The organism is Citrobacter sp. Cpa228 (assembly GCF_030333085.1).
Taxonomy (GTDB): domain Bacteria; phylum Pseudomonadota; class Gammaproteobacteria; order Enterobacterales; family Enterobacteriaceae; genus Citrobacter; species Citrobacter pasteurii.
In genome coordinates this window covers 136,121-161,716 of the sequence record NZ_JAOWGQ010000031.1, presented here as the reverse complement: position 1 = coordinate 161,716, position 25,596 = coordinate 136,121, and the positions used below count along the sequence as shown (strand labels likewise).

The window sequence follows — 25,596 nt, the reverse complement described above, 5'->3', positions numbered from 1 at the left end:
GTTCAAAGTTTATCCAGCAGCTTTTTAACGTCTTTGCCGTTGCGAGAGTCTTTATTGCGATCGGCCCAGTCGTTCAATCGGCGTTTCGCTTCATCCTGCATATGCTTACGCAAGAGTTGGTCCACCTGCAGGTTATAGTTTAACGACTGCCACTTGCCATAGACCCTGAGTGGAACCGGGGTCGCTTTAAGGAAATCGATCAATTTGCTTTCCCCATTCCATCCGCCCAGCACGCGCACGTTAAACTGAGTATCACAATTTTGCTCAACCAGATCTAACGTGCCCTTACCCGAAAGCGCCAACATGGCAGACTGCCCTTCCATGTTATCCAGCGTAACCTTGCCGTTATCCAGCGTCAGATCGGTCACAAAGCGATCCAGCCGCGTCGTATTATCCAAATCCTGTTGTGAGCCTGCATCACCGCCGCTACGTTCAACCGCCTGTTGTACCAGTTGCTGGAAGTTCATGCCTTCCATACGCGTGCTGCTCATCTCAAGATTGGCCTGTCCCTGCCAGCTGTGACGAAATGCCTGCGCATCAATGTCAGAGCCCGAAAAATCGCCAGCCAGTGACAGTTTGCCAGTAAGGGCAATCGGATAGTCAAAGGCTTTCAGGATAGTGCCAATTTCTACGCCTTCCAGCCGTGGGTGAAAGACTGCCCGTGGTGAGCCTTTTCTGGCATCCAGCGAGCCTGGAAGTGAGATCAATCCACCGTCACTTTTCCCCTGCAACTCATTGATATTCAATAAGCCAGCCTGGTTGACGATTTTTGCAGAAACATTATCAAATGCCATTTTCCGCCAGAGAACTTTATCCGCCTGAAGTGCAATATTGGCGGAAAATCCTTTCAGCCCCTGATAAGAGACGGTATCAACCTGCGAGGTAATGACCGGTCGCGCCAGCGTCGGCTGGCTCTGACTCTGCTGTGCCCCGGTATCTGTCGCCGCCAGAGCGTCATGCCGTACGATCAGGTTATCCAGATTGAGCTGGCCGAATTTCAGATCGACGTCCCATGCGGGTTTCTCCGCCAGCGTCACCTGAGCTTGCCCGGCGAGTGAACTGTCATTGGCAGTTAAGTTAATCTGCGTAAAGTTGAGCTGTTTTTTCTCTTCCTGCCATCGAGCCTGCAGTTGACCCTGGCCGCGGATCCCCTGCGGCGGCAAGTCAGCGCCCTGTACCTGCCAGCTCAGCTGCTCAATATTGGCGACTAAATCATGCGGATAGTCAGACGCATCGACAGCGCCGCTGATGGACAACGTCAGGTCGCGCTGGTCGCGGTTAACGCGGCCGGTGAAATCGAACGTTCCGCGATGCTGGGCATCCTGTTCCATATTCAGGTGAATATCACGAACCGTTATCTGTTCATCGTCTTCATGCTGGAATACCAGAACGCTGTCAGCCACACGCAGGCGAGCGATATCAAACGACCATCCACGATCTTCTGCCAGATCCGGCAGTGTATTATCTTTTGGCGCAACAGGAGCATCGACTCCGCGCACAGCCTCGGTTTCAGGTATGAGTTGAATCACCGCGCCTTTGAGCATGACTTGCTTTACGCTGAGTTGGTGACTCAACAACGGCCACAAGGCGACGTCCAGACGCATATTGTCGGCACGAACCAGAGGTTCGCTGGCACCTTCGGCCGTTAGCACCATGCGCCCGGAGAGAATGCTCAACTGGGGCCATACGTGCCAGCGCAGAGGACCATCTAACTGCAGTTGATATCCGCTACGCGCAGCAACTTGCTTCACCATGTATGCGCGGAAATCATTCGGATTCACCAACAATACTAACGCAGAGAAACCGGCCACCAGCACGACCAGAAGAATCATCAGCGTCGTCAGAAATCGTCTCATGCTATCCCCAATGGACTGAAAAACACTCAGTCTTTATCGATCCGGCTGGCTACCGCGCCCTGCTGATCGCGATACTTCGCATCCTGGCGACGGTTGTAAGGTCGCGCTGCCGGACCGGAAAGCGGTTCGAAGCTCAGTGCACCAATCGGCATACCGGGGCGCAGAGCCAACGGTAATTTTCCTGAGTTGTAAAATTCCAGGACGATGCACCCCGACCAACCCGGATCAATACGGTGTGCCGTAACATGTACCATCAGGCCCAGACGTGCCAGCGAAGAACGGCCGTCTAACCAGCCAACAAGGTCGGAAGGCAGCGTAACGGATTCGAAAGTTACCGCCAGCGCTAATTCACCCGGATGCAGGAAAAACGCCTCGCCGTCTTTGAGGACAATTTCATCACTCATTACGCGGTCAAGCGCGGCGCTGACCTCATCCTTCGGTCCGCTCAAATCGATATACGCCGCCGTATGACCGCGGAACGTACGAAATTTGTTACCAAGACGCACATCTACCGTTGCGCCATTGATACGCTCGACAGGAGGACGGGGATTGATCGACAGACGACCTTCATCCAACCAGGCTTCAATATCTCGGTCACATAAACGCATGGCACTTTCTCCTTTCGTGCTTCAACCCCTTAATGCCAGGCGCGTTAAGGGTGAACCAGGTTATCACTGAACGGTACACAATTCGCTGAACTTATTCAAAGAACTGACTGATTTTCGCCTTCAGAATATCGATAGCAATGCGGTTTTTACCCCCGCGAGGCACGATAATATCGGCGTATTGTTTTGAAGGCTCAATAAATTGCAGGAACATCGGACGTACGGTTTTTTGGTATTGCGCCATCACCGAATCCATTGAACGACCACGTTCATTCACATCCCGCTTGATACGGCGCATCAGGCAAATATCCAACGGCGTATCAACAAAAATAGAGAAGTTCATTTCATCACGCAAACGCGCATCCGTCAGCAACAAAATGCCTTCCAGAATAATGACTTTCTTGGGTTCAATATGAATAGTTTCTTGTGTGCGCGTGTGTTCAACATAGCTATAAACGGGCAATTCAATGGCGGAACCGCGTTTAAGTGTTTGCAGATGCTGAAACAACAAACTGTGATCCATCGCGTTCGGATGGTCGTAGTTCGTTTTTACGCGTTCTTCCATCGACAGATGGCTTTGATCCTTGTAATAGCTGTCTTCGGGAATAACGCCAATATGTTCGTCACCGACTTGTTCACGCAATTCGCGATAAAGGGTACTGGCAATAAGACTCTTGCCGGAAGCCGATGCGCCGGCAATGCCGATAATGACGCACTGATGGGACTGATCAGTCATAAATTTAGCGACCTGATTAACCTGGATGTAAGGAAGGGCGGCGTCGAAACGCCAAACGCGGCAATTATAGGGATTTCAGCAGCGCGATGCCAGCCCAGGCTGCACCAATGCTTTCCCTGTCGCAAATTAAAACGGTTAATTTTAAAGCAGGCTCAAGTTTTATCCACCCGCCTTAAGAATTAATGGCTTGAGCGTGTTAATTTATGAGCAACTGGCGTATAAATTGTAAATTATTTGTACTAGCATAAACGAAGATTAAATGTGATGCGGTCGGTAACTCTGCTGGCCGACATCGGCGATTTGGGTAAAGTGGTAATGAGTAAACAATTCCAACATGTTTTAGTTACCCTACCCCATCCTCTGCTGCGCCTGGCCAGTTTAGGTCTGGTAGCATTTATCTTTACGCTATTCTCGCTGGAGCTGTCGCGTTTCGGTACCCAACTGGCACCGCTTTGGTTTCCAACCTCAATCATGATGGTGGCGTTTTACCGCCATGCAGGAAAAATGTGGCCCGGAATAGCGCTGGCTTGCTCATTCGGCAGCATCGGCGCGTCTTTGCTGTTTTTTCCTGGAGATTCGCTTAACTATACTTATACGACCATCAATATTATTGAAGCGGTCGTCGGCGCGATGTTATTGCGCAAACTGCTCCCTTGGTATAACCCCTTACAGAATCTGAATGATTGGGCGCGTTTGGCCTTGGGTAGCGCCGTCATACCTCCGCTATTAGGTGGTGCGCTAATGTGGCTACTGCTCCCGGAGGGAACCTCGTTAAATACGTTTCTCATTTGGGTGCTTTCCGAATCCATCGGCGCGCTGGCGCTGGTGCCATTAGGTCTGTTATTCAAGCCTCATTATCTGCTGCGCCACCGCGATCCACGTTTACTGCTTGAGACCCTCATCACGCTGCTCGTCACCTTAACGTTCAGTTGGCTCTCCATGATGTACGTGCCGTGGCCGTTTACCTGCGTCATTGTGTTGCTGATGTGGAGCGCCGTCCGTTTGCCGCGTATGGAAGCATTTTTAATTTTTCTCAGCACCATCCTGATGGTCTCTCTGATGCTGGCTGCCAACCCATCGCTGCTCTACACCCCGAAAGCGAATGTGATGACAAGTATTCCGTGGCTGCCGTTTTTGATGATTCTGTTGCCAGCCAACATGATGACTATGGTGATGTACGCATTTCGGGCCGAGCGAAAACACATCTCGGAAAGTGAATCGCGTTTTCGTAATGCTATGGAATATTCTGCGATTGGTATGGCGCTGGTCGGTACCGAAGGGCAGTGGTTACAGGCAAACAAAGCGTTGTGTCAGTTTCTTGGCTACAGTCAGGAAGAGCTGAGAGCGCTGACCTTCCAGCAGCTCACCTGGCCGGAAGATCTGAATAACGACCTCGAACAACTCGGCATGTTGGTCCGTGGTGAAATCAATAGCTACTCCATGGAAAAGCGCTATTACACGCGCGCGGGCGACGTCGTCTGGGCATTGCTGGCCGTTTCGCTGGTACGCCACAGCGACAACACCCCACTCTACTTTATTGCACAGGTTGAAGACATAAACGACCTGAAGCACACCGAGTGGATGAATAAGCGGCTGATGGAACGCATTACCCTCGCCAACGAAGCGGGCGGTATCGGTATCTGGGAGTGGGAACTGCAACCCGACGTGATCAGTTGGGATAAGCGCATGTTCGATCTCTATGAAGTCCCGCCACATATCAAACCCAGTTGGCAAGTCTGGTACGAGTGCGTCGTACCGGAAGATCGCGAGCATGCTGAAAATGTGATTCGCGACTCTCTGGCCGCACGAATTCCCTTTAAGCTCGAATTTCGTATTGCAGTACGTGACGGCGTGCGCCATATCCGCTCGTTAGCTAACCGGGTACTGAATAAAGACGGAGAAGTTGAACGCTTACTCGGTATCAATTTGGATATGACCGAAGTGAAGCAGCTCAACGAAGCGCTGTACCAGGAAAAAGAGCGTCTGCACATCACGCTGGACTCAATCGGCGAAGCAGTGATTTGCATTGATGTCGACATGAACGTGACCTTCATGAACCCGGTTGCCGAGAAGATGAGCGGCTGGCAGCAGGACGACGCGATAGGTATTCCGTTACTGACAGTGCTGCGAATTACCTTTGGTGATAACGGCCCATTGATGGAAAACATCTACAGTGCCGATATGTCGCGTACTGCCATAGAGCAGGAGGTGGTTCTGCATTGCCGTAACGGCGGCAGTTACGACATTCAGTACAGCATTACGCCACTCAGTACCCTTGACGGTGGTAGCATTGGCTCCGTACTGGTCATTCAGGATGTCACCGAGTCACGTAAGATGTTACGCCAACTGAGCTACAGCGCGTCGCATGATGACCTCACCCATCTTGCTAACCGGGTCAGCTTCGAGAACCATCTGAAACAATTGCTACAAGCCGTACACGATACGCATCAACGCCATGTTCTGGTCTTTATCGATCTGGATAGGTTTAAAGCCGTGAACGATAGCGCGGGCCATGCTGCAGGCGATGCCCTGCTGCGCGAACTGGCTTCTCTGATGCTCAGCATGCTGCGCACCAGCGATGTACTGGCTCGTCTCGGTGGCGATGAATTCGGCCTGTTGCTGCCTGATTGCAACATCGAAAGCGCTCGCTTTATCTCAGGCCGTATTATCAACGCCATCAACGAGTATCAGTTCAGGTGGGAAGACCGTCTGCACCGCATAGGCGCCAGTGCGGGTATTACGCTGATCGATGAGAAAAATTATATCGCGACTGAGGTCATGTCTCAGGCAGATATCGCCTGTTATGCCGCCAAAAATAGTGGGCGTGGCCGGGTCTGTGTGTATGAACCCCAGCAAAGTCAGACGCATGTCTCACGGGAACTGCTGTCGTTTGATGAACAGAAGCACATTATTGCGCATAACCCGATGCTCATGATCGCCCGGGGTGTGGCCTCTCCACGCATTCCTGAGACATTCAGCTTCTGGCTACTCTCACTGCGCCTGGGGACAGAGGACGGTGATGTTATCGAAGAGCATATCCTCCGAACCGGACTCGTTGACCCTGCGCTTAATCATGCGCTTGACCGTCGGGTTTTTAACGAATTTTTCCAGCATGCAGCGGCGGCGATTGCCAGTAAGGGGCTCAGTATTGCCCTTCCCCTTTCTGCCGCCGGACTGTTGAGTACCGAATTTGTGGATGAAATGCTGGCGCAGTTGCAACGTAGTTCGCTACCACCACGCTTATTACACCTGACCATTCCAGCCGGAGTGATGAAATCGCATCCAGCTCAGAGCCTATCGGCCATTCAGCGACTTCGTCACGCGGGTTGTCGGATTATTTTAAGCCAGGTTGGACGTGACTTAGAGATCGTTGAAAACCTGAAGTTTCACACCGTCGATTACCTGTTACTCGACAGTGAGATCAGTGCCAGTGTTCACGGCAACCTGATGGATGAAATGTGGGTTTCTATTATCCAGGGACATGCACAGCGACTGGATATCAAAACGATCGCCGGCCCCGTGCAAATGCCGCTTATTATGGACGCACTTTCTGGCATCGGTATTGATATGATCTACGGCGACATCATTGCTGATGCTCAGCCGTTGGATCTGCTACTCAATACCAGCAACTTCGCTATCAACTGACGGCTGCCACCCTTCCGTATACCAGATATGCAATAACGCATAGGAGCGCCACGGCTTCCAGCGCTCGGCATAGCGCCGGATCTGGGCTGGTGTCATGCCCGGAAAGCGTTGTTTGATCAAATAATCGTCAGGAAGAAAAACATCTTTCGCCTGCCAACCGCGTAGCGCGAAATAATTGGCAGTCCAGCGCCCTATACCCGGAAACGTTTGTAAGTGCTTTACGCCTTGCTCAATATCAGCTGGTGCAACCGATGCAAGCCTTCCGGTAAGCGTTGCTCGTGCCAGATGAATGAGCGCTTCGGCGCGTTTGAGCGGCATCCCTAAGGCTTTCAGATGCAAAGGCTCAGCAGCAGCCAGCGCTTGTGGTGTGGGAAAACAAACATACTCAGGCGCGTCATCAAGCCTGTCACCGTAGGTGCGTACAACTTTCGCGGTCAGTTTTGCCGCCATTGCAACGCTAACTAACTGGCCTAATATCGCCCTCACACCTTGTTCAAAGGCATCGACAGAGCCAGGCAGCCGCAGGCCAGGACGCGCTGCGCCCAGGCTGCCCAGCGCGTTAGCAATATGCTGTGGGCAGCAGCGAAGATCGAACAACCGCTCAATTTTGACCAGGCATTCTGGCGCAACAGGCTGTAACCCCGGACTTAGCCTGACCTGAAGCTGGTGTGTCTTCAGGTCAGGCACTACGCTAACCAGTCCACGATATTCGCCGATAACCAGGCTTCTGGTGTAATACAGCTCCCCGACGGTTTCGACACCCTCCACCGCACGGGCGGCAAGAAACCCTAGCATCCAGGACCAGTCATAGGGCGGCTGCCAGCTCAGTGTTAACATTCAGGTGTCCTTTTTAGTTAAACCTACAGCATAAACGGTATTCAATCGATACGCCTTGCTTTCATATTCCAGTTGTCGGGGCGGCGACATTTCGCTAAAGTCACGCCCCTTCTTCACTGGCATGGGGATTTCTACGGTGTTTATTGGTTTTGACTACGGTACGGCAAACTGTTCAGTAGCCGTAATGCGTGACGGGCAGCCACACTTGCTCAAAATGGAAAACAACAGCACGTTACTGCCCTCAATGCTTTGTGCACCTACGCGCGAAGCGGTGAGCGAATGGTTGTATCGCCATCATGATGTCCCCACGACGGATGCCGAAACACAGGCGCTACTGAGTCGTGCGATGCGTTATAACCGCGATGAAGACATCGATGTTAGCGCCAATAGCGTGCAGTTTGGTCTGGCATCACTGGCGCAATACATTGACGACCCGGAAGAGGTGTACTTCGTTAAATCGCCGAAATCATTTTTGGGTGCCAGCGGTCTGAAGCCGCAGCAGGTTGCGCTATTTGAGGATTTGGTTTGTGCGATGATGCTGCATATTCGCAATCAGGCGCAAAACCAGCTGCCTGAAGCGATCACCCAGGCCGTTATCGGTCGCCCGATCAACTTCCAGGGGTTAGGCGGCGATGACGCCAACGCCCAGGCGCAGGGTATTCTTGAACGTGCGGCCAAACGCGCCGGTTTTCAGGATGTCGTCTTCCAGTACGAGCCGGTAGCCGCGGGTCTGGATTTTGAAGCAACCTTGCAGGAAGAAAAACGCGTACTGGTGGTGGACATCGGCGGTGGCACCACTGACTGTTCGCTACTACTAATGGGACCGCAATGGCATCAGCGCGCCGATCGCGAAAACAGCCTGCTGGGACACAGCGGCTGCCGCGTGGGCGGTAACGATCTGGATATTGCGTTAGCCTTTAAACATCTGATGCCACTGCTGGGCATGGGCGGCGAAACGGAAAAAGGCATCGCATTGCCGATTTTACCCTGGTGGAACGCGGTCGCGATCAACGATGTTCCCGCGCAAAGTGATTTCTACAGTACCGCCAATGGACGTTTACTCAACGATCTGATCCGCGATGCGCGTGAAGCAGACAAAGTGGCGCTGCTGCTTAAAGTCTGGCGTGAACGCCTGAGTTATCGCCTGGTACGCAGCGCAGAAGAGAGCAAAATTGCGCTTTCCGACCAGACCGCTGTTACGGCGGCGATACCGTTTATCAGCGACACGCTGGCAACCGATATCAGTCAGCACGGCCTGGAAACTGCACTCAATCAACCTCTGGCGCGTATTCTGGAGCAGGTGCAACTGGCGCAGGAAAACGCACAAGAAAAACCGGACGTGATTTACCTGACCGGCGGCAGCGCACGTTCGCCGTTGATCAAAAAAGCGCTTGCGCAGCAGCTTCCAGGGATCCCTATCGCGGGTGGCGATGATTTCGGCTCCGTCACCGCCGGACTGGCCCGCTGGGCTGACGTTGTTTTCCGCTAAGCGGCTCGCAGGCTTAAAGGTACGCGTATTGACATCATCGTTACTGTGCCTTATTTTCAGGAATGAGGGTTAGGGAGGGTTTCCCCTCCCCCTGGTGTCTTAGTAAGCCGGTAAGCTAATGACTAAGAGTATCACCAGTATGATGACCTGCTTCATCATAACCCTTTCCTTATTTTGGCCCCTTCCTCGGGAGGGGCTTTCCCGTTCCAGCGTCCCGCTGAAATCTCTGGCTTACCTCCTTTTGCCTTGACCGCACTCTAACGCACAATGACGCATTCGCTATTTTCGCCGCAAATTGTTGCGTAATGCCTCGCAAAGCCGCGCCGTCATTCAGACGAATCCCGACAGTGTTTCATAATTCCTCCATTTTTCTCCCTTGTTCACTGGCTAAACTAGTATCATTCCGCGAAACGTTTCAGGATGAGAAACTCATAACAATGAAAGGCCGTAACAAATCCCGCTGGGTGATAGTAATTGTGATCGTCGTGGCCGCCATCGCCGCCTTCTGGTTCTGGCAAAGTCACAGCGAACCCCAGGGAACAGCCCCCGGCGCAACCCGTCAGACGCAACCCGCTCCGGCTACGGGACGGCGAGGAATGCGTTCCGGTCCGTTGGCTCCGGTTCAGGCGGCCACGGCAGTCGAACAAGCGGTTCCACGCTATCTGACCGGGCTGGGTACCATTACTGCCGCGAACACCGCGACGGTACGCAGTCGCGTGGACGGACAGCTCATCGCCATACACTTTCAGGAAGGGCAACAGGTGAAAGCCGGCGATCTGCTGGCAGAGATCGACCCGAGCCAGTTTAACGTTGCGTTAGCTCAGGCGCAGGGTCAGCTAGCGAAAGATAAAGCCACGCTGGCCAATGCTCGTCGCGACCTCGCCCGCTATCAGCAATTGGTCAAAACGAATCTGGTCTCTCGTCAGGAGCAGGATGCACAACAGGCGCTGGTCAACGAAACACAAGGGACGATAAAAGCCGATGAAGCCAGCGTCGCCAGCGCGCAATTGCAACTCGACTGGAGCCGGGTAACGGCACCTGTTGATGGTCGGGTGGGCCTGAAGCTTGTGGATGTGGGTAACCAGATATCCAGCAGCGATACCACCGGGATTGTCGTCATTACACAAACCCATCCTATTGATCTGGTTTTCACTTTGCCAGAGAACGATATCGCGACCGTCGTACAGGCACAGAAATCGGGGACGCCTCTGAAAGTTGAGGCCTGGGACCGTACCAACTCGCAAAAACTGAGCGAAGGCGTGCTGCTGAGCCTCGACAACCAGATTGACGCCACCACCGGCACCATCAAAGCAAAGGCCCGCTTTAACAACCAGGACGATGCCTTGTTCCCGAATCAGTTTGTTAACGCTCGCATGCTCGTCGATACGGAACAAAATGCCGTCGTGATCCCGACTGCCGCACTACAAATGGGTAACGAAGGCCACTTTGTCTGGGTGCTGAACAGCGACAACAAAGTCAGCAAACATCTGGTTAAACCGGGTATTCAGGACAGTCAGAACGTCGTTATCTCCGCCGGACTGTCCGCGGGCGATCGCGTCGTCACCGACGGGATTGATCGTCTGACGGAAGGGGCTAAAGTCGAGGTCGTGGAAGCTCACGCCGCCACCGTTAGCGACGACAAAGCCGCACCGCGCGGCTATGGCAAAAAAGGAGCGCGCTCCTGATGCAGGTGTTACCTCCCGGCAATACAGGCGGCCCGTCCCGCCTGTTTATTCTGCGCCCCGTCGCCACCACGTTGCTGATGGTCGCGATCCTGCTTACTGGTATCATCGGCTATCGTTTCCTGCCCATTGCGGCATTGCCGGAAGTGGATTACCCCACCATTCAGGTCATAACGCTCTATCCCGGAGCCAGCCCGGATGTCATGACGTCTGCGGTTACCGCTCCGCTTGAACGCCAGTTCGGGCAGATGTCCGGCCTGAAACAAATGTCCTCCCAAAGTTCCGGTGGTGCATCGGTCGTCACGTTGCAGTTTCAACTGACCCTGCCACTGGATGTTGCCGAGCAGGAAGTTCAGGCCGCCATCAATGCTGCTACCAATTTATTGCCGAGTGATCTGCCTAACCCACCGGTCTACAGCAAAGTTAATCCAGCAGATCCGCCAATCATGACGCTGGCCGTCACCTCGACCGCCATGCCGATGACGCAGGTGGAAGATATGGTGGAAACCCGCGTCGCACAGAAAATCTCCCAGGTTTCTGGTGTTGGCCTGGTGACACTTTCTGGCGGCCAGCGTCCGGCGGTCCGCGTGAAGCTTAACGCACAGGCGATTGCAGCGCTCGGTCTGACCAGCGAAACCATCCGTACGGCCATCACCGGTGCCAACGTTAATTCAGCGAAAGGAAGTCTTGATGGCCCAACGCGTGCCGTCACGCTTTCAGCCAATGACCAGATGCAGTCCGCGGACGAATATCGTCAACTGATTGTGGCCTATAAAAATGGCGCGCCGGTGCGCCTCGGCGATATCGCCACCGTCGAACAAGGGGCAGAAAACAGCTGGCTGGGCGCGTGGGCCAATAAGCAACAAGCCATTGTAATGAATGTGCAGCGCCAGCCTGGGGCGAACATCATCTCCACGGCAGACAGTATCCGGCAAATGCTGCCGCAACTGACGGAAAGCCTGCCGAAATCAGTTAAGGTCAGCGTGCTTTCTGATCGTACCACCAATATTCGTGCCTCTGTTGCAGACACCCAGTTCGAGCTGATGCTGGCGATAGCGCTGGTGGTGATGATTATCTACCTGTTTCTGCGCAATGTTCCGGCGACGATTATTCCCGCCGTCGCCGTACCGCTATCGCTAGTCGGCACCTTCGCGGTGATGGTATTTCTTGATTTCTCCATCAACAACCTGACCTTAATGGCGCTGACCATCGCCACAGGTTTTGTGGTGGATGATGCCATTGTGGTTATCGAGAATATTTCGCGCTATATCGAAAAAGGGGAAAAACCACTGGCCGCAGCCCTGAAAGGTGCAGGCGAGATTGGTTTTACCATCATCTCCCTGACGTTTTCATTGATTGCGGTATTGATCCCACTGCTATTCATGGGCGATATCGTCGGGCGCTTGTTCCGTGAATTCGCCGTTACGCTGGCGGTGTCGATTCTGATTTCCGCCGTCGTATCGCTAACCCTTACACCGATGATGTGCGCGCGCATGCTCAGTCAGGCGTCATTGCGTAAGCAAAACCGCTTCTCCCGCGCCTCAGAAAAAATGTTCGATCGTGTAATTGCCGGGTACGGGCACTGGCTGGCAAAAGTGCTTAACCATCCGTGGCTCACGCTGAGCGTAGCCCTCGGTACGCTGGCACTGAGCGTCATGCTGTGGGTTTTCATCCCCAAAGGCTTCTTCCCAATTCAGGATAACGGCATTATTCAGGGTACGCTACAGGCACCACAGTCCAGTTCATTCACCAGCATGGCCGAGCGCCAGCGTCAGGTTTCAGATGTCATCCTTAACGATCCGGCGGTAGAGAGCCTGACCGCGTTTGTTGGCGTAGATGGTACGAATCCGGCATTAAACAGCGCGCGTTTGCAAATCAACCTTAAACCGCTGGATGAACGTGACGATCGCGTGCAGAAAGTGATCGCCCGGTTACAGGACGCGGTTGACAGAGTCCCCGGCGTTGACCTCTACCTTCAGCCGACCCAGGATCTGACAATTGATACCCAGGTCAGCCGAACGCAATATCAGTTCACGCTGCAAGCAACTTCCCTGGATGCCCTCAGCACCTGGGTTCCGCAACTGTTAGCAAAACTACAGCAGCTACCACAACTGTCCGATGTCAGCAGCGACTGGCAGGACAAAGGACTGGTGGCGTATGTGAATGTCAATCGTGACAGTGCCAGCCGTTTAGGGATCAGTATGGCGGATGTCGATAACGCCCTGTATAACGCCTTCGGACAGCGTTTGATTTCAACTATCTACACGCAAGCCAACCAGTATCGCGTGGTGTTAGAGCATAATACTGACACCACACCTGGACTTGCAGCGCTGGATACCATTCGTCTAACCAGTAGCGATGGCGGAATCGTACCACTCAGCGCTATCGCCAGCATTGAGCAGCGTTTTGCCCCGCTGTCGATTAACCACCTCGATCAGTTCCCGGTCACCACCATCTCATTCAACGTGCCGGACGGTCATTCGCTGGGCGATGCGGTACAGGCGATTCTGGATGCCGAAAAAACGCTTAACCTGCCCGCGAATATTACCACCCAGTTCCAGGGCAGTACCCTCGCCTTCCAGGCTGCGTTGGGCAACACTATCTGGTTGATTGTGGCCGCGGTAGTGGCGATGTATATCGTGCTCGGCGTGTTGTATGAGAGCTTTATTCACCCGATTACCATTCTCTCCACACTGCCTACGGCGGGCGTCGGAGCGCTGCTGGCGTTAATGATTGCCGGCAGTGAACTGGACGTCATCGCGATTATCGGCATTATTTTGCTCATCGGGATCGTCAAGAAAAACGCCATCATGATGATCGACTTTGCTCTTGCCGCTGAACGCGAACAGGGCATGGCGCCGCGCGACGCGATTTTCCAGGCGTGTTTACTGCGTTTTCGCCCGATCCTGATGACCACGCTGGCAGCACTGCTCGGCGCGTTGCCGCTGATGCTGAGCACCGGCGTAGGTGCAGAGTTACGCCGCCCATTAGGGATTGGCATGGTCGGCGGTCTGTTGGTAAGTCAGGTATTAACCCTGTTTACCACGCCGGTGATTTATCTGTTGTTTGATCGACTGTCGCTGTACGTGAAAAGCTGCTTCCCGCGTCAGGAAGAGGAAGCGTAAATGAAATTTTTCGCGCTTTTCATTCATCGGCCGGTGGCGACCATTCTCATTTCGGTGGCTATCACCCTGTGCGGTATTCTGGGCTTTCGTCTGTTGCCGGTCGCTCCGCTGCCGCAGGTGGATTTTCCGGTGATTATGGTCAGCGCATCATTACCCGGCGCCTCCCCTGAAACAATGGCCTCCTCGGTCGCGACCCCGCTGGAGCGCTCGCTTGGGCGCATCGCGGGTGTGAACGAAATGACCTCAAGCAGTTCGCTTGGCAGTACGCGGATTATTCTCGAATTCAAATTTGACCGTGACATCAATGGCGCAGCGCGGGACGTTCAGGCTGCGATTAACGCGGCGCAAAGCCTGCTACCCAGCGGGATGCCTAGCCGACCAACGTATCGCAAAGCTAACCCTTCCGATGCGCCAATCATGATCCTGACGCTGACATCAGACACGTACTCGCAAGGTGAATTATACGATTTCGCATCGACGCAACTGGCGCAGACCATCGCGCAAATCGACGGAGTGGGCGACGTGGACGTTGGAGGCAGTTCTCTGCCTGCCGTGCGGGTAGGACTCAACCCGCAGGCGCTCTTTAACCAGGGCGTGTCACTGGACGACGTGCGTAGCGCGATCGACAATGCCAACGTGCGTAAGCCGCAGGGCGCTATCGAGAATGATACCCATCGCTGGCAGGTACAAACTAACGATGAGCTGAAAACCGCCGCCGAATATCAACCGATTATCATCCACTATAACAACGGCGCAGCGGTGCGACTGGGTGATGTTGCGTCTATAACCGACTCTGTACAGGACGTTCGTAACGCGGGGATGACCAACGCCAAACCGGCCATTCTGCTGATGATCCGCAAGCTACCGGAGGCCAATATTATTCAGACGGTAGATAGTATTCGCGCCAAATTACCGGAGTTACAAACGCTGGTCCCGGCCGCCATCGATCTGCAAATCGCCCAGGACCGTTCACCGACCATTCGCGCTTCACTAGAGGAAGTCGAACAGACGCTGATTATCTCCGTGGCGCTGGTTATCCTGGTGGTGTTTGTCTTCCTGCGATCCGGGCGTGCGACTCTGATCCCCGCGGTAGCGGTTCCGGTCTCGCTGATCGGTACCTTTGCCGCCATGTATCTGTGCGGATTCAGCCTCAACAACCTGTCGTTGATGGCGCTAACCATCGCCACCGGATTTGTCGTCGATGATGCCATTGTGGTACTGGAGAACATTGCGCGCCATCTCGAAGCAGGAATGAAACCGTTACAGGCGGCGCTACAGGGCACGCGCGAGGTGGGATTCACCGTGCTTTCCATGAGCCTGTCGCTGGTGGCGGTATTCCTGCCGCTGCTGTTAATGGGCGGATTGCCTGGACGCCTGCTGCGCGAATTTGCCGTCACGCTGTCGGTTGCCATCGGTATTTCACTGCTGGTATCGCTGACGTTGACGCCGATGATGTGCGGCTGGATGCTCAAATCCAGCACGCCACGCGAACAGTCGCGTAAGCGGGGATTTGGCCGCGTACTGGTGGCATTACAACAAAGCTACGCCACCTCGCTGAAGTGGGTGCTACGCCACACGCGCATGGTGGGCGTGGTGCTACTCGCAACCATTGCCCTGAACGTCTGGCTCTATATTTCAATCCCCAAAACCTTCTTCCCGGAGCAGGATACCGGCGTACTCATGGGCGGGATCCAGGCCGACCAGAGCATCTCTTTCCAGGCGATGCGCGGCAAACTGCAGGACTTTATGAAGATCATCCGCGACGATCCTGCGGTGAATAACGTCACCGGATTTACCGGCGGCTCACGCGTCAACAGCGGAATGATGTTTATCACCCTGAAGCCACGTGGAGAACGTCACGAAACGGCGCAACAGGTGATCGACCGCCTGCGGGTCGCGCTTGCCAAAGAACCCGGCGCAAACCTGTTTCTGATGGCGGTGCAGGATATTCGCGTCGGCGGTCGCCAGGCTAATGCCAACTACCAATACACTCTGTTGTCAGATGACCTCGCCGCACTACGCGAATGGGAACCGAAAATTCGTAAGGCGCTGGCCACCCTGCCCCAGTTGGCGGACGTCAACTCCGATCAGCAGGACAATGGTGCCGAGATGAACCTTATCTACGATCGCGACACCATGTCTCGTCTTGGGATCGACGTCGCAGCCGCCAACAGCCTGCTGAATAACGCCTTTGGACAACGGCAAATTTCGACTATTTATCAACCGATGAACCAGTACAAAGTGGTGATGGAGGTCGATCGGCGTTACACCCAGGACATCAGCGCCCTGGACAAAATGTTCGTCATCAACAATGACGGTAAGGCGATCCCGTTATCGTACTTTGCCAAATGGCAACCGGCGAATGCCCCGCTGTCGGTAAACCATCAGGGATTATCTGCCGCCTCAACCGTGTCGTTTAACCTGCCGACGGGTTCTTCACTCTCTGAAGCGACAGAGGCCATCAACCGAACCATGACCCAGCTCGGCGTTCCCTCCACGGTTCGCGGCAGCTTTGCCGGTACCGCGCAGGTATTTCAGGACACCATGAACTCGCAGGTGATCCTGATTATCGCCGCCATCGCCACGGTCTACATCGTGCTGGGCATGCTGTATGAAAGCTATGTTCACCCGCTGACCATTCTCTCCACGCTACCTTCAGCGGGCGTCGGGGCTTTGCTGGCGCTGGAGCTGTTCAATGCCCCGTTCAGCCTAATCGCTCTGATAGGGATCATGCTATTAATTGGCATTGTGAAGAAAAACGCCATCATGATGGTCGATTTTGCGCTGGAAGCGCAGAGAAATGGCAATTTGCAGCCGGAAGAAGCGATTTTCCAGGCCTGTCTGCTGCGCTTTCGCCCAATAATGATGACCACGCTGGCGGCGTTGTTTGGCGCACTGCCGCTGGTGTTATCCGCAGGAGATGGCTCTGAACTGCGCCAGCCGTTGGGGATAACCATTGTTGGCGGGCTGGTTGTCAGTCAGCTACTGACACTGTACACCACTCCGGTGGTCTATCTCTTTTTCGACCGTCTGCGTCTGCGTTTTTCGCGTAAAAACAGCAAACCGGTAGCAGAGTTATGACAGAACTTCCCGACAGCACCCGCTGGCAACTTTGGATTGTGGCATTTGGTTTTTTTATGCAGTCGCTGGATACCACCATCGTCAACACCGCGCTTCCCTCGATGGCGGCAAGCCTCGGGGAAAGCCCGTTACACATGCATATGGTCATTGTGTCATATGTTTTAACCGTTGCCGTCATGCTCCCCGCCAGCGGCTGGCTGGCGGACAAAGTTGGCGTGCGTAATATCTTCTTCACCGCGATCATTCTGTTTACGCTGGGATCGTTTTTTTGCGCCTGGTCCGGAACGCTGAATGAACTGGTGATGGCTCGCGTGTTACAAGGTGTAGGCGGCGCAATGATGGTGCCCGTCGGCAGGTTGACGGTGATGAAAATCGTCCCACGCGAGCAATACATGGCGGCAATGACATTCGTCACTTTGCCCGGTCAGATTGGTCCACTTCTGGGCCCGGCATTAGGTGGTATCCTGGTGGAATATGCCTCCTGGCACTGGATATTTCTGATTAACATTCCGGTTGGCATTGTCGGGGCAATTGCGACGTTAATGCTGATGCCCAACTACACCATGCAAACTCGCCGTTTCGATCTTTCTGGATTCATGATGCTGGCTGCCGGCATGGCGGTACTCACGTTAGCGCTCGATGGTAGTAAAGGAACCGGCATTTCCCACATCACGCTGGCAGCGCTGATTATCTGTGGCGTACTGGCGATCCTGCTGTATCTCAAACACGCCCACAACAACCCTCGTGCACTGTTTAGCCTGCATCTGTTTCGTACACACACCTTCTCGTTAGGCCTGTTTGGCAGCTTTGCCGGGCGGATTGGCAGCGGGATGTTACCGTTCATGACCCCGGTATTCCTGCAGATTGGATTGGGTTTTTCGCCATTTCATGCCGGGCTGATGATGATCCCGATGGTGCTGGGCAGTATGGGCATGAAGCGCATTGTGGTGCAGGTCGTTAACCGGTATGGCTACCGTCGCGTACTGGTCACCACCACGCTTGGCCTGTCGCTGGTCAGCCTGTTGCTGATGGGCACCGCATTACTCGGTTGGTATTACGCCCTGCCGTTCATACTGTTCTTACAGGGAATGGTCAATTCTACCCGCTTCTCCTCGATGAACACGCTGACGCTAAAAGACCTGCCGGATGACCTCGCGAGCAGCGGCAACAGCCTGCTGTCGATGATCATGCAGCTGTCGATGAGTATTGGGGTAACCATCGCCGGTCTGTTGTTAGGCATGTTCGGGCAGCAACATATCGCCATCGACAGCGCGTCTACGCATACCGTCTTTATGTATACCTGGCTGTGCATTGCGTTCCTTATCGCACTGCCCGCCATCATTTTTGCCCGCGTGCCGAACGACACGCAGACCAACGCGGTGATTTCACGGCACAAAAGGAGCACCCGATGAAGTTCTGGCGACCCGGTATCACCGGCAAACTGTTTCTGGCTATTTTCGCCACCTGCATTGTATTGCTGATCAGTATGCACTGGGCCGTGCGCATTAGCTTCGAACGCGGTTTTATTGACTACATCAAACACGGTAACGAACAACGACTGCAAATGCTCAGCGATGCCCTTGGCGAGCAGTATGAGCAGCACGGCAACTGGCGATTTTTACGTAACAACGATCGTTTTATCTTTCAGATCCTGCGCTCATTTGAACACGACAATGACGATGATAAACCGGGACCCGGCATGCCGCCGCACGGTTGGCGTACGCAATTCTGGGTGGTTGATCAAAGTGCCAGCGTGCTGGTCGGCCCGCGCGGTCCCGTACCGCGTGACGGCACTCGCCGCCCGATCCGCGTCAACGGTCTCGAAGTTGGTGCCGTCATCGCCTCACCCGTTGAACGGCTGACGCGCAATACGGATATTAACTTCGATAAACAACAGCGGCGCACCAGTTGGCTGATCGTCGCGCTCTCCACAATACTGGCTGCACTGGCAACATTTACGCTGGCACGTAGCCTGCTGGCCCCCGTCAAACGGCTGGTGGACGGCACGCACAAACTGGCAGCTGGCGATTTCACCACTCGCGTTGTACCGACCAGTACGGATGAGCTGGGCAAACTGGCGCAGGATTTCAACCAGCTCGCCAGTACGCTGGAAAAAAACCAGCAGATGCGCCGGGACTTTATGGCTGATATCTCTCACGAACTGCGCACGCCGCTGGCAGTTTTGCGCGGCGAACTCGAAGCCATCCAGGATGGTGTACGTCAGTTTACCCCGGATTCGGTAGCCTCACTGCAGGCCGAAGTGGGTACGCTCACCAAACTGGTAGACGATCTCCATCAGCTTTCTATGTCTGATGAAGGTGCGCTGGCCTATCAGAAAACCTCTCTGGACCTGATCCCTCTGCTGGAAGTGGCGAGCGGCGCGTTTCGCGAACGTTTCGCCAGCCGTGGACTGACGATCCAACTTTCACTCCCGGACAGCATGACGGTCTTTGGCGACAGGGATCGCCTGATGCAACTGTTTAACAACCTACTGGAAAACAGCCTGCGCTACACCGACAGCGGTGGCGGTCTGCATATCAGCGCCGAACAGCGCGAGCGGATGGTGTTATTAACCTTCGCCGATTCCGCCCCCGGCGTTAGCGACGAACAGTTACAGAAACTGTTTGAACGTTTTTATCGTACCGAAGGGTCCCGTAATCGGGCCAGCGGAGGATCCGGGCTGGGGCTGGCGATTTGCGTCAACATTGTCCAGGCGCATAATGGTCTGATCCGCGCCGCCCATTCGCCTTTTGGCGGGGTTAGCATTACAGTAGAGTTACCGCTGGAACGCGATTTACAGAGAGATGTATGACTGAGTTACCCATTGATGAAAACACGCCGCGTATTCTGATCGTGGAAGACGAGCCCAAGCTGGGGCAACTGCTCATCGACTACCTGCGTGCGGCAAGCTATGCCCCTACGCTCATCAATCACGGCGATCTGGTGTTGCCTTACGTACGCCAGACGCCGCCCGATATGATCTTGTTGGATCTGATGCTGCCCGGTACCGACGGTCTGACTCTGTGTCGGGAGATTCGCCGTTTCTCGGAAGTCCCCATCATGATGGTAACCGCTAAAATCGAAGAGATTGACCGCCTGCTGGGGCTGGAGATCGGTGCAGATGACTACATTTGTAAACCGTACAGCCCGCGGGAAGTCGTCGCACGAGTGAAAACGATCCTGCGCCGTTGTAAACCACAGCGCGAGTTGCAACAGATGGATGCAGACAGTCCGCTGATCGTCGATGAAGGCCGTTTTCAGGCATCGTGGCGTGGAAAAATGCTCGACCTGACGCCCGCTGAATTTCGCTTACTCAAAACGCTGTCGCTTGAACCGGGAAAAGTATTCTCCCGCGAGCAATTGCTCAACCATCTCTACGATGACTACCGCGTCGTTACCGACCGTACCATCGACAGCCATATCAAGAACCTGCGCCGTAAACTGGAATCGCTGGATACAGAGCAGTCGTTTATCCGCGCGGTCTATGGCGTAGGGTATCGTTGGGAAGCCGATGCCTGCCGCATTGCGTAATCTGCCAGAAGTCAATCGAGGCCGGGTAAGGCAAAACGCCCACCCGGCACAATAACTTTACCTGCCCGTCACGCAGCGATACAATGCCCGCCCTTAATATGGGGGCACTCCCCCAACCGCTTCATTCAGTGAAGCGAGTCTGACCTGTCATCAGAACGAGAAAATTATGTTTAAACCGGAACTCCTTTCCCCGGCGGGAACGCTGAAAAATATGCGTTACGCTTTCGCCTATGGCGCAGATGCTGTGTATGCGGGCCAACCGCGTTACTCTCTGCGTGTACGCAACAACGAATTCAACCACGAAAACCTGCAGCTCGGCATTAATGAAGCCCATGAACTGGGTAAAAAATTCTATGTGGTGGTTAACATTGCCCCGCATAACGCCAAGCTGAAAACCTTCATTCGTGACCTGAAACCCGTTGTGGAAATGGGGCCGGATGCGCTGATCATGTCCGATCCTGGCCTGATCATGCTGGTGCGCGAGAACTTCCCCGATATGGACATTCACCTGTCGGTACAGGCTAACGCCGTAAACTGGGCAACGGTAAAATTCTGGAAGCAAATGGGACTGACCCGCGTGATCCTGTCCCGCGAACTGTCGCTGGAAGAAATTGAAGAGATCCGCACCCAGGTTCCGGATATGGAGATTGAAATCTTCGTGCACGGCGCGCTTTGCATGGCCTACTCCGGCCGCTGCCTGCTCTCCGGCTACATCAACAAGCGCGACCCTAACCAGGGTACCTGTACCAACGCCTGCCGCTGGGAATACAACGTGCAGGAAGGGAAAGAAGATGTGGTGGGTAATATCGTACACAAATACGAACCCATCCCGGTACAAAACGTGGAACCGACGCTTGGGATCGGCGCGCCTACGGACAAAGTGTTTATGATTGAAGAAGCCCAGCGTCCGGGTGAATACATGACCGCGTTCGAAGACGAACACGGTACTTACATCATGAACTCAAAAGATTTGCGTGCCATTGCCCACGTTGAACGCCTGACCCAGATGGGCGTGCATTCGCTGAAAATCGAAGGCCGTACCAAGTCTTACTATTACTGCGCCCGTACCGCACAGGTCTATCGTAAAGCCATTGACGATGCTGCAGCCGGTAAACCGTTCGATCCGCAACTGCTGGAAACACTGGAAGGCCTGGCGCACCGTGGTTATACCGAAGGATTCCTGCGCCGCCATACGCATGACGACTATCAGAACTACGAATACGGTTTTTCTGTTTCCGAACGTCAGCAGTTTGTCGGTGAATTCACCGGCGAACGTAAAGGCGATCTGGCCGCTGTGCTGGTGAAAAACAAATTCACCGTCGGTGACAGTCTGGAGCTGATGACGCCGCAGGGTAACGTCAATTTCACCCTTGAGCAGATGGAAAACGCCAAAGGCGAAGCGATGCCCGTTGCGCCTGGTGATGGTTATACCGTGTGGATGCCCGTGCCGCAGGATATCGATCTGAATTATGCATTGTTGATGCGTAATTTTGCCGGTGAGTCCACGCGCAACCCACATGCTAAGTAGTTAATTACGGTTATTTTTCAGCGTTCGGAAGATTCTTAGAAATCGATCACATACCGTTTCGTTCATTAAGGGTATTATCCCACCCGCTGAAAAACATAACCCATAAATGCTAGCTGTACCAGGAACCACCTCCTTAGCCTGCGTAATCTCCCTTACGCAGGCTTATTTTTTGCCTGCCGTTTAAACTCTCCGAGTCCCCCCAATTCAAATCACTACTTTCAGGCGAAAAAAAACCGGGCATTACACCCGGTTTATTATGTAATTAGAAATTAATGGGCAGCTTCTGGCTTGTGCTTTTGTGCACTCTGAAAACCATAGGTCAGCTCATTTTTTTCTTTGTCCAGCGCGACGGTAACCTGACCACCATCCACCAGCGAACCAAAAAGCAATTCGTTGGCCAATGGTTTTTTCAGGTTGTCCTGAACCACTCGCGTCATTGGACGTGCGCCCATTGCGCGGTCGTAGCCTTTTTCCGCCAGCCAGTTACGTGCTTCCTGACTCACTTCCAGAGAGACACCTTTCTGATCCAGCTGAACCTGCAGCTCGACAATAAATTTATCCACCACCTGATGAATCACCTCAGTAGAGAGATGATCGAACCAGATAATGTTGTCGAGGCGGTTACGGAATTCCGGCGTAAACACTTTTTTGATTTCGCCCATCGCATCAGTACTGTTGTCCTGATGAATAAGCCCAATCGATTTACGCTCAGTTTCACGTACCCCGGCGTTGGTCGTCATCACCAGCACCACGTTGCGGAAATCCGCTTTACGTCCGTTATTGTCAGTCAGCGTACCGTTATCCATGACCTGCAGCAGCAGGTTAAAGACATCCGGGTGCGCTTTTTCAATTTCATCCAGCAGCAGTACAGCATGCGGATGCTTAATCACCGCATCGGTCAGTAAACCGCCCTGGTCAAAACCGACATACCCTGGAGGCGCACCAATCAAGCGGCTGACAGTATGACGTTCCATATATTCGGACATATCAAAACGCAGCAATTCGATGCCCAGCGCTTTAGACAACTGCACCGTGACTTCGGTCTTACCGACGCCAGTCGGTCCGGCGAACAGGAACGAACCGACAGGCTTATGCTCATGACCCAGACCGGCACGGCTCATTTTGATCGCTTCGGTCAGTGCTTCAATGGCTTTATCCTGCCCGAATACCAGCATTTTCAGACGGTTGCCCAGATTTTTCAGCGTATCACGATCGCTCTGCGAAACGCTCTTCTCCGGGATCCGCGCAATGCGAGCCACCACGGACTCAATATCTGCCACGTTGACGGTTTTCTTGCGCTTGCTGACCGGCATCAGACGCGCACGTGCGCCCGCTTCATCAATCACATCAATCGCTTTATCCGGCAGATGACGATCGTTAATGTATTTCACTGCCAGTTCGACCGCTGCACGTACCGCTTTGGCGGTGTAACGAACGTCATGGTGCGCTTCGTACTTCGGTTTCAGACCGTTGATGATCTGCACGGTCTCTTCCACTGACGGCTCAGTGATATCGATTTTCTGGAAGCGACGCGCTAACGCACGGTCTTTCTCAAAGATATTGCTGAACTCCTGATAAGTGGTTGAACCTATCACACGGATTTTCCCGCTGGAGAGCAGCGGCTTGATCAGGTTAGCCGCATCCACCTGGCCGCCCGATGCCGCACCCGCACCGATAATGGTGTGGATCTCATCGATAAACAGAATGCTGTTGGTATCCTGTTCCAGTTGTTTCAGCAGCGCCTTAAAGCGTTTTTCAAAATCACCGCGGTATTTGGTGCCTGCCAGCAGCGAACCGATATCCAGAGAGTACAGCGTACAATCAGCCATCACTTCCGGCACATCCCCCTGAACAATACGCCAGGCGAGACCTTCGGCAATCGCCGTTTTCCCGACGCCGGATTCACCCACCAGCAGTGGGTTATTTTTACGCCGACGACACAGTACCTGAATGGCGCGCTCCAGCTCTTTGTCCCGGCCAATAAGCGGATCAATCCCGCCCACGCGAGCCAGCTGGTTAAGGTTAGTCGTGAAGTTCTCCATACGGTCCTCCCCGCCAGCTTGCTCTTCGTTATTTGGCTGATTCCCGGAGTCAGAAGACTGACTCGGTTCGTCTTTACGCGTGCCATGAGAAATGAAATTCACCACATCCAGGCGACTGACTTCATGCTTACGCAGCAGATAGGCCGCCTGTGACTCCTGCTCGCTGAAGATAGCAACCAGCACATTAGCGCCAGTCACTTCATTGCGCCCGGAGGACTGAACATGAAAGACAGCGCGTTGCAAAACACGCTGAAAACTCAGCGTCGGCTGCGTGTCGCGTTCTTCTTCGCTGGCAGGCAATACGGGTGTGGTTTGTTCAATGAAGGCTTCGAGTTCCTGACGGAGCGCCACCAGATCCACAGAACACGCTTCCAGCGCTTCGCGGGCCGATGGGTTACTGAGCAACGCCAGTAACAAGTGCTCGACGGTCATAAACTCATGTCGGTGCTCGCGCGCTCTGGCGAAAGCCATATTTAAACTGAGTTCCAGTTCTTGATTGAGCATAGGCACCTCCCCCAATATTTATGCCTGCATTCAGGCTTTTTCCAGCGTACACAGCAACGGATGCTCGTTTTCCCTCGCATATTTGTTCACCATCGCCACTTTGGTTTCAGCAACCTCGGCGGTGAATACGCCGCAGATGGCTTTACCTTGATAGTGAACGGCAAGCATCAGTTGCGTTGCACGTTCTACATCATAAGAAAAGAATTTTTGTAACACGTCAATAACAAACTCCATCGGAGTGTAATCATCATTGACTAATATCACTTTATACATAGATGGCGGTTTTAGCGCGTCGCGCAATTTGTCTTCCGCCAGCTGTTCGAAATCCAGCCAGTCGTTCGTCTTACCCATTGTCAGTCGTCATCTTCAGTTACGGTTACCGGCAGAATAACTTGCCGCTGACAAGAGCCTATGCGCACAATCAATCTACCTCAAGTATTAGATAACTATCATCTATCAGTGCCATCCGCGACATCTGTCACATATCCGACAATAGCGTTAACTGCTTCAAATTTTGATGCATTTTTACCCTATTCCACCTGCCTGGCGCTTGACGCCTCGCCTGATTTCTCTAAATTGTAGTTTCGAGAGTTGGCGAGGTTTTGAACAGCCCCCACTCCGCCACCGGTTCATTCCATCTTACTTATATAAGATTTACGAAGGATGTCGAAGTATGGAAACGGGTACTGTTAAGTGGTTCAACAATGCCAAAGGGTTTGGTTTCATCTGCCCCGAAGGCGGTGGTGAAGATATCTTCGCCCATTATTCCACCATTCAGATGGATGGTTACAGAACGCTAAAAGCCGGACAGTCTGTCCAGTTTGATGTCCACCAGGGGCCAAAAGGCAATCATGCCAGTCTTATCGTGCCCGTCATTGAAGCAGAAGCTGTCGCATAGCTCTTCTGTCTCATTGTGTACATCCCGCAGACAAAAT

Annotated in this window: 17 protein-coding genes; 10 read left to right on the top strand and 7 right to left on the bottom strand. The window is 53.6% G+C overall.

Features of this window, described 5'->3' with window-relative positions; translation table 11 throughout:
• Nucleotides 1-2 precede the first annotated feature (2 nt).
• The 3 genes from asmA to udk all read right to left on the bottom strand — a co-directional run bounded on the left by asmA (nt 3) and on the right by udk (nt 3,197).
• A complete protein-coding gene (gene asmA / locus OGX91_RS01920) occupies nt 3-1,856 on the bottom strand; it encodes an outer membrane assembly protein AsmA (protein ID WP_286625301.1) in 1,854 nt (617 codons plus the stop codon).
• A gap of 26 nt (nt 1,857-1,882) precedes the next feature.
• Nucleotides 1,883-2,464, bottom strand: coding sequence for a dCTP deaminase (dcd, locus tag OGX91_RS01915; protein WP_003036774.1), 582 nt, complete (start codon nt 2,462-2,464; stop codon nt 1,883-1,885).
• A 91-nt stretch (nt 2,465-2,555) separates the two neighbouring features.
• On the bottom strand, nt 2,556-3,197 hold the full coding sequence (udk, locus tag OGX91_RS01910; protein WP_005128328.1) for a uridine kinase: 642 nt from the start codon (nt 3,195-3,197) through the stop codon (nt 2,556-2,558).
• 315 nt (nt 3,198-3,512) lie between these two features.
• Here udk and OGX91_RS01905 point away from each other — a divergent pair, with 315 nt between their 5' ends.
• A complete protein-coding gene (locus OGX91_RS01905) occupies nt 3,513-6,842 on the top strand; it encodes a diguanylate cyclase (protein WP_286625434.1) in 3,330 nt (1,109 codons plus the stop codon).
• On the opposite strand, the gene alkA is transcribed toward OGX91_RS01905, so the two are convergent.
• A complete protein-coding gene (gene alkA, locus OGX91_RS01900) occupies nt 6,810-7,679 on the bottom strand; it encodes a DNA-3-methyladenine glycosylase 2 (protein ID WP_040231874.1) in 870 nt (289 codons plus the stop codon). The two genes, OGX91_RS01905 and alkA, sit on opposite strands and share 33 nt — an antisense overlap.
• A gap of 136 nt (nt 7,680-7,815) precedes the next feature.
• Here alkA and yegD point away from each other — a divergent pair, with 136 nt between their 5' ends.
• Entirely contained in the window at nt 7,816-9,168 is a 1,353-nt protein-coding gene (gene yegD, locus OGX91_RS01895; RefSeq protein ID WP_199947542.1) for a molecular chaperone, read from the top strand.
• A gap of 99 nt (nt 9,169-9,267) precedes the next feature.
• Here the strand turns inward: yegD and OGX91_RS01890 are convergent, their stop codons facing one another.
• The gene (locus tag OGX91_RS01890; protein WP_109017525.1) at nt 9,268-9,327 is read right to left on the bottom strand and encodes a type I toxin-antitoxin system Ibs family toxin; all 60 of its coding nucleotides are present in this window, start codon (nt 9,325-9,327) and stop codon (nt 9,268-9,270) included.
• Nucleotides 9,328-9,605: 278 nt separating this feature from the next.
• On the opposite strand from OGX91_RS01890, the gene OGX91_RS01885 reads away from it, so the two are divergent.
• From OGX91_RS01885 to trhP, 7 genes are all read left to right on the top strand, one after another.
• The gene (locus OGX91_RS01885; protein WP_199947543.1) at nt 9,606-10,853 is read left to right on the top strand and encodes an MdtA/MuxA family multidrug efflux RND transporter periplasmic adaptor subunit; all 1,248 of its coding nucleotides are present in this window, start codon (nt 9,606-9,608) and stop codon (nt 10,851-10,853) included.
• Nucleotides 10,853-13,975, top strand: a complete 3,123-nt coding sequence (locus OGX91_RS01880; RefSeq protein WP_188232513.1) for an MdtB/MuxB family multidrug efflux RND transporter permease subunit — start codon at nt 10,853-10,855, stop codon at nt 13,973-13,975. Before OGX91_RS01885 ends, OGX91_RS01880 begins: the two co-directional genes overlap by 1 nt.
• Entirely contained in the window at nt 13,976-17,056 is a 3,081-nt protein-coding gene (mdtC, locus tag OGX91_RS01875; RefSeq protein WP_286625297.1) for a multidrug efflux RND transporter permease subunit MdtC, read from the top strand.
• Complete coding sequence (locus tag OGX91_RS01870) at nt 17,053-18,468, top strand: MFS transporter (RefSeq protein WP_199947544.1); 1,416 nt, start codon at nt 17,053-17,055, stop codon at nt 18,466-18,468. The genes mdtC and OGX91_RS01870 overlap by 4 nt, the downstream gene beginning before the upstream one ends.
• Nucleotides 18,465-19,868, top strand: a complete 1,404-nt coding sequence (baeS, locus tag OGX91_RS01865; RefSeq protein WP_005128351.1) for an envelope stress sensor histidine kinase BaeS — start codon at nt 18,465-18,467, stop codon at nt 19,866-19,868. Before OGX91_RS01870 ends, baeS begins: the two co-directional genes overlap by 4 nt.
• A complete protein-coding gene (baeR, locus tag OGX91_RS01860) occupies nt 19,865-20,587 on the top strand; it encodes an envelope stress response regulator BaeR (RefSeq protein ID WP_286625296.1) in 723 nt (240 codons plus the stop codon). The genes baeS and baeR overlap by 4 nt, the downstream gene beginning before the upstream one ends.
• Before the next feature lie 166 nt (nt 20,588-20,753).
• Nucleotides 20,754-22,115 carry a prephenate-dependent tRNA uridine(34) hydroxylase TrhP gene (gene trhP / locus OGX91_RS01855; protein ID WP_040231866.1) on the top strand — a complete coding sequence of 454 codons (1,362 nt, stop codon included), beginning with the start codon at nt 20,754-20,756 and terminating at the stop codon, nt 22,113-22,115.
• A gap of 269 nt (nt 22,116-22,384) precedes the next feature.
• On the opposite strand, the gene clpA is transcribed toward trhP, so the two are convergent.
• Nucleotides 22,385-24,661 (bottom strand): ATP-dependent Clp protease ATP-binding subunit ClpA, encoded by a 2,277-nt coding sequence (clpA, locus tag OGX91_RS01850; protein ID WP_048212056.1) that lies wholly within the window; start codon nt 24,659-24,661, stop codon nt 22,385-22,387.
• A gap of 30 nt (nt 24,662-24,691) precedes the next feature.
• Nucleotides 24,692-25,012, bottom strand: coding sequence for an ATP-dependent Clp protease adapter ClpS (gene clpS / locus OGX91_RS01845; protein ID WP_005128368.1), 321 nt, complete (start codon nt 25,010-25,012; stop codon nt 24,692-24,694).
• Between the two features lie 322 nt (nt 25,013-25,334).
• On the opposite strand from clpS, the gene cspD reads away from it, so the two are divergent.
• Nucleotides 25,335-25,559, top strand: a complete 225-nt coding sequence (gene cspD, locus OGX91_RS01840) for a cold shock-like protein CspD (RefSeq protein WP_005128369.1) — start codon at nt 25,335-25,337, stop codon at nt 25,557-25,559.
• Nucleotides 25,560-25,596 lie beyond the last annotated feature (37 nt).

Coding starts and splice junctions, on each gene's coding strand:
- mdtC (WP_286625297.1), top strand. CDS start 13,976: ATGAAATTTTTCGCGCTTTTCATTCATCGGCCGGTGGCGACCATTCTC.
- clpA (WP_048212056.1), bottom strand. CDS start 24,661: ATGCTCAATCAAGAACTGGAACTCAGTTTAAATATGGCTTTCGCCAGA.
- trhP (WP_040231866.1), top strand. CDS start 20,754: ATGTTTAAACCGGAACTCCTTTCCCCGGCGGGAACGCTGAAAAATATG.
- OGX91_RS01885 (WP_199947543.1), top strand. CDS start 9,606: ATGAAAGGCCGTAACAAATCCCGCTGGGTGATAGTAATTGTGATCGTC.
- udk (WP_005128328.1), bottom strand. CDS start 3,197: ATGACTGATCAGTCCCATCAGTGCGTCATTATCGGCATTGCCGGCGCA.
- alkA (WP_040231874.1), bottom strand. CDS start 7,679: ATGTTAACACTGAGCTGGCAGCCGCCCTATGACTGGTCCTGGATGCTA.
- baeS (WP_005128351.1), top strand. CDS start 18,465: ATGAAGTTCTGGCGACCCGGTATCACCGGCAAACTGTTTCTGGCTATT.
- cspD (WP_005128369.1), top strand. CDS start 25,335: ATGGAAACGGGTACTGTTAAGTGGTTCAACAATGCCAAAGGGTTTGGT.
- OGX91_RS01880 (WP_188232513.1), top strand. CDS start 10,853: ATGCAGGTGTTACCTCCCGGCAATACAGGCGGCCCGTCCCGCCTGTTT.
- OGX91_RS01870 (WP_199947544.1), top strand. CDS start 17,053: ATGACAGAACTTCCCGACAGCACCCGCTGGCAACTTTGGATTGTGGCA.
- dcd (WP_003036774.1), bottom strand. CDS start 2,464: ATGCGTTTATGTGACCGAGATATTGAAGCCTGGTTGGATGAAGGTCGT.
- clpS (WP_005128368.1), bottom strand. CDS start 25,012: ATGGGTAAGACGAACGACTGGCTGGATTTCGAACAGCTGGCGGAAGAC.
- baeR (WP_286625296.1), top strand. CDS start 19,865: ATGACTGAGTTACCCATTGATGAAAACACGCCGCGTATTCTGATCGTG.
- OGX91_RS01905 (WP_286625434.1), top strand. CDS start 3,513: ATGAGTAAACAATTCCAACATGTTTTAGTTACCCTACCCCATCCTCTG.
- asmA (WP_286625301.1), bottom strand. CDS start 1,856: ATGAGACGATTTCTGACGACGCTGATGATTCTTCTGGTCGTGCTGGTG.